This is a genomic window from Collinsella sp. TF05-9AC (assembly GCF_003438495.1).
Classification (GTDB): domain Bacteria; phylum Actinomycetota; class Coriobacteriia; order Coriobacteriales; family Coriobacteriaceae; genus Collinsella.
Window position 1 is genome coordinate 1 of the sequence record NZ_QSSH01000015.1, and the last position, 5,353, is coordinate 5,353.

General features: G+C 63.3%; 3 rRNA genes. All 3 read left to right on the forward strand.

What is annotated here, in order from left to right:
- Positions 1-179: 179 nt before the first annotated feature.
- Positions 180-1,686: ribosomal RNA gene (locus tag DXC52_RS05525) — 16S ribosomal RNA — on the forward strand.
- 398 nt (positions 1,687-2,084) lie between these two features.
- A 23S ribosomal RNA gene (locus tag DXC52_RS05530) occupies positions 2,085-5,060 on the forward strand.
- Between the two features lie 146 nt (positions 5,061-5,206).
- Positions 5,207-5,322, forward strand: a 5S ribosomal RNA gene (rrf, locus tag DXC52_RS05535).
- Together the 16S, 23S and 5S rRNA genes form the textbook arrangement of a ribosomal RNA operon.
- Positions 5,323-5,353: the final 31 nt, after the last annotated feature.

Here is a 5,353-nt window from a genome sequence, read left to right on the forward strand (position 1 = left end):
GTGTCGCATCCGGGCAGACATCGAACCATTTGAAATGGTCTAACTTGGATTTGTTTTTCGCAAGGCCGCCGAGAGGCGGCCCCGAGAAATTCCTTTTCCTATACTAGAACCATATGAATCGAACGGAACCGATCAGCTAATAGTTGTGAGGACCGGACGGGCTCGAAGCCCATTTATTTTGGACGGAGAGTTCGATCCTGGCTCAGGATGAACGCTGGCGGCGCGCCTAACACATGCAAGTCGAACGGCACCTATCTTCGGATAGAAGCGAGTGGCGAACGGCTGAGTAACACGTGGAGAACCTGCCCCCTCCCCCGGGATAGCCGCCCGAAAGGACGGGTAATACCGGATACCCCGGGGTGCCGCATGGCACCCCGGCTAAAGCCCCGACGGGAGGGGATGGCTCCGCGGCCCATCAGGTAGACGGCGGGGTGACGGCCCACCGTGCCGACAACGGGTAGCCGGGTTGAGAGACCGACCGGCCAGATTGGGACTGAGACACGGCCCAGACTCCTACGGGAGGCAGCAGTGGGGAATCTTGCGCAATGGGGGGAACCCTGACGCAGCGACGCCGCGTGCGGGACGGAGGCCTTCGGGTCGTAAACCGCTTTCAGCAGGGAAGAGTCAAGACTGTACCTGCAGAAGAAGCCCCGGCTAACTACGTGCCAGCAGCCGCGGTAATACGTAGGGGGCGAGCGTTATCCGGATTCATTGGGCGTAAAGCGCGCGTAGGCGGCCCGGCAGGCCGGGGGTCGAAGCGGGGGGCTCAACCCCCCGAAGCCCCCGGAACCTCCGCGGCTTGGGTCCGGTAGGGGAGGGTGGAACACCCGGTGTAGCGGTGGAATGCGCAGATATCGGGTGGAACACCGGTGGCGAAGGCGGCCCTCTGGGCCGAGACCGACGCTGAGGCGCGAAAGCTGGGGGAGCGAACAGGATTAGATACCCTGGTAGTCCCAGCCGTAAACGATGGACGCTAGGTGTGGGGGGACGATCCCCCCGTGCCGCAGCCAACGCATTAAGCGTCCCGCCTGGGGAGTACGGCCGCAAGGCTAAAACTCAAAGGAATTGACGGGGGCCCGCACAAGCAGCGGAGCATGTGGCTTAATTCGAAGCAACGCGAAGAACCTTACCAGGGCTTGACATATGGGTGAAGCGGGGGAGACCCCGTGGCCGAGAGGAGCCCATACAGGTGGTGCATGGCTGTCGTCAGCTCGTGTCGTGAGATGTTGGGTTAAGTCCCGCAACGAGCGCAACCCCCGCCGCGTGTTGCCATCGGGTGATGCCGGGAACCCACGCGGGACCGCCGCCGTCAAGGCGGAGGAGGGCGGGGACGACGTCAAGTCATCATGCCCCTTATGCCCTGGGCTGCACACGTGCTACAATGGCCGGTACAGAGGGATGCCACCCCGCGAGGGGGAGCGGATCCCGGAAAGCCGGCCCCAGTTCGGATTGGGGGCTGCAACCCGCCCCCATGAAGTCGGAGTTGCTAGTAATCGCGGATCAGCATGCCGCGGTGAATGCGTTCCCGGGCCTTGTACACACCGCCCGTCACACCACCCGAGTCGTCTGCACCCGAAGTCGCCGGCCCAACCGTCAAGGGGGGAGGCGCCGAAGGTGTGGAGGGTGAGGGGGGTGAAGTCGTAACAAGGTAGCCGTACCGGAAGGTGCGGCTGGATCACCTCCTTTCTAGGGAGATAAGTTCTTAGAGAGACAAACTTTAACTCGAATAGAGGGCAGGAGCCCGTCCGGTAGATGTCCCGCCAGGATGAAGTCCCCGCAGCACCCGGTCCCCGGGGTCGCACCCGCGTACCTTGAGAGCCGCATAGCGATAGGAGAGAGATGGAAGAGTTTCTCTTCCAGACTCGATTCTTTTCTGCGATTTATCAGACAGAATGATAGCAATCATTCATCCGATCCAAACAAGAAGAATTCACTTATATATGAGTGAGGAGCATCTGATCGCGAGCACAGTCAACTACTGTGCCGCGGTATGAGATACCCGAATTGCGACATACGAGCGCTATTCATGATATCGATTAATTAACTTTAGCGACACGTGGATATCCCGCGGGCCCGATGCGGTCCCGCAAGATACCACGGGCGCACGGCGGATGCCTTGGCACAGGGAGCCGATGAAGGACGCGGCAAGCTGCGATAATCCCCGGCGAGGAGCACACATCCTTCGACCCGGGGGTCTCCGAATGGGCGAACCCATGCACAGCAGTGTGCATATCCCCCCGCTGAACACATAGGCGGGGGGAGGACAACCCGGGGAACTGAAACATCTAAGTACCCGGAGGAGAGGAAATCAATCTCGAGACTCCCCGAGTAGCGGCGAGCGAAAGGGGACCGATGGCCAAACCGTCGAGCGGGCATACCCGGCAGGGGTTCCGCCGACGGGGTTGCAGGGCCGCGCATCCGGGGGCTGCCGCCCCCGGGCGCAGGTCCGGCTGGGGAGCGGAACGGCATGGGAGGGCCGGCCGCAGCGGGTGACAGCCCCGTACGCGAACCCAGACCGGACGGCGCGACGCGGTCCCTGAGTAGGGCCGGGCACGTGAAACCCGGTCCGAACCTGGGTGGACCACCATCCAAGCCTGAGTACTACCCTGTGACCGATAGCGCACCAGTACCGTGAGGGAAAGGTGAAAAGCACCCCGGGAGGGGAGTGAAACAGTACCTGAAACCGTGCGCCCACGAGCAGTCGGAGCAACTTTCAGTTGTGACGGCGTGCCTTTTGTAGAATGAGCCAGCGAGTCGCTGGCGCGGGGCGAGGTTAACCGAAAGGGAGCCGGAGCGAAAGCGAGCCTTAACAGGGCGACTCGAGTCCCGCGCCGCGGACGCGAAGCCGGGTGAGCTATCCGTGGGCAGGCTGAAGCGGGGGTAAGACCCCGTGGAGGGCCGAACGCACGTCGGTTGAAAACGGCGGCGATGACCTGCGGATAGGGGTGAAAGGCCAATCAAACCCGGAGATATCTCGTTCTCCCCGAAATAGCTTTAGGGCTAGCGTCGCGCGTTCACCGCCGGAGGTAGAGCACCGGATGGACGAGGGGGCTTCGCCGCCTACCGAATCCAACCGAACTCCGAATGCCGGCGGCCCAGAGCGCGGCAGTCAGAGCATGTGGGCTAAGCTGTGTGCTCGAGAGGGAAACAGCCCGGACCGCCCGCTAAGGTCCCCAAGTTCCAGCCGAGTGGCAAAGGATGTGCGTCCGCCCAGACAACCAGGATGTTGGCTTAGAAGCAGCCATGCATTCAAAGAGTGCGTAACAGCTCACTGGTCGAGTGGACATGCGCCGACAATACACGGGGCTAAGCTGGACACCGAAGCGGCGGGATTTTAATTCATTAGAATCGGTAGGGGAGCTTCCCATGGGCGGAGAAGCCGGAGGGCGACCGACGGTGGAGCGCATGGGAGTGAGAATGCTGGCATGAGTAGCGAGAGACGAGAGAGTAACTCGTCCGCCGTGAACCCGAGGTTTCCTGGGCAAGGCTAATCCTCCCAGGGTCAGTCGGGGGCTAAGGCGAGGCCGGTAGGCGTAGCCGACGCGCAGCAGGCAGACATTCCTGCACCGCGCACGCGGCGCTACGACCGACGGGGCGACGGATGGGGGTGGCTCGGCGGGGTTCTGGACGTCCCCGTGATGGAGCGCGGCCCGCGGACCAGGGAAATCCGGTCCGCATCGAGGGCGAGGCTCCGGACGAAGCACTTAAGCGAAGCGAGTGAGCCCGAGGTCCCTAGAAAAACCCCTAGGCAGGCGCGTGCGCGCCCGTACCGCAAACCGACACAGGTGGGTGGGTAGAACATACCGAGGCGATCGGGTCAACCATGGTCAAGGAACTCGGCACAATGGCCCCGTAACTTCGGGAGAAGGGGTGCCCGCGCGTACGTGAACCGGCTTGCCCGGGGAGCGGAGGCGGGCCGCAGTGGAGAGGCCCAAGCGACTGTTTACCAAAAACACAGGACTCTGCAGAAGCCGCAAGGCGACGTATAGGGTCTGACGCCTGCCCGGTGCCGGAAGGTCACGCGGAGGAGTTAGCGCATCGCGCGAAGCCCCGAAGCCAAGCCCCGGTAAACGGCGGCCGTAACTATAACGGTCCTAAGGTAGCGAAATTCCTTGTCGGGTAAGTTCCGACCTGCACGAAAGGCGCAACGACTTGGGCGCTGTCTCGACCATGGACCCGGTGAAATTGCACTGGTCGTGAAGATGCGACTTACCCGCGGAAGGACGGAAAGACCCCGTGAACCTTCACTGCAGCTTGGCATTGGCCGCTGGTCCCGCGTGTAGAGGATAGGCAGGAGGCATCGATCCGGAGGCGCCAGCCCCCGGGGAGCCGCCCTTGGAATACTGCCCTCGCGCGACCGGCGTCCTAACCCGAGGCCGTCAACCGGCTCGGGGACCGTGCCAGGCGGGCAGTTTGACTGGGGCGGTCGCCTCCTAAAGGGTAACGGAGGCGCGCGAAGGTCCGCTCGGGACGGTCGGCAACCGTCCTTTTGAATGCAAGAGTACAAGCGGGCTTGACTGCGAGGCCCACAAGCCGAGCAGGTGCGAAAGCAGGCTCTAGTGATCCGGCGGCCCCGAGTGGGTGGGCCGTCGCTCAACGGATAAAAGGTACTCCGGGGATAACAGGCTGATCTTGCCCAAGAGTCCACATCGACGGCAAGGTTTGGCACCTCGATGTCGGCTCATCGCATCCTGGGGCTGGAGCAGGTCCCAAGGGTACGGCTGTTCGCCGTTTAAAGCGGTACGCGAGCTGGGTTCAGAACGTCGTGAGACAGTTCGGTCCCTATCCTCCGTGGGCGCAGGAGAATCGATGGAGGCTGCCCCCAGTACGAGAGGACCGGGGTGGACGCACCTCCGGTGAACCGGTTGTCGACCAACGGCACGGCCGGGTAGCCGCGTGCGGCGCGGATAACCGCTGAAGGCATCTAAGCGGGAAGCCGTTCCAGGGATTAGTTCTCCTTCCGGTAAGGGCCCAGGTAGACTACCTGGTCGATAGACGGCAGGTGCAAGGACGGCGACGTCCTCAGCCGAGCCGCACTAATCGCCCGAGCTCTTCCGGAACCGCACCTCGCGGCCCGCGGGACAAGCGCCCATGCGCGGTCCGGGCACGAGGATGCCCCCGAGTCATCTTTCCTATGCGCCATGCGGCCCCCAGGGCACGCGAGAGAGACACCCGGATCACCGAGAACGGTGGGCGCCGCCCACCGGTCAGCGGCCAGAGCATGGGGGGCACGCCCGGTCCCGTTCCGAACCCGGAAGCTAAGCCCCATCGCGCCGAGAGTACTGCGGGGTCAGCCCGTGGGAGGCCAGGGCGCCGCTGACCGGTGGACGGCACCGAGCCGTACGCTTGAACT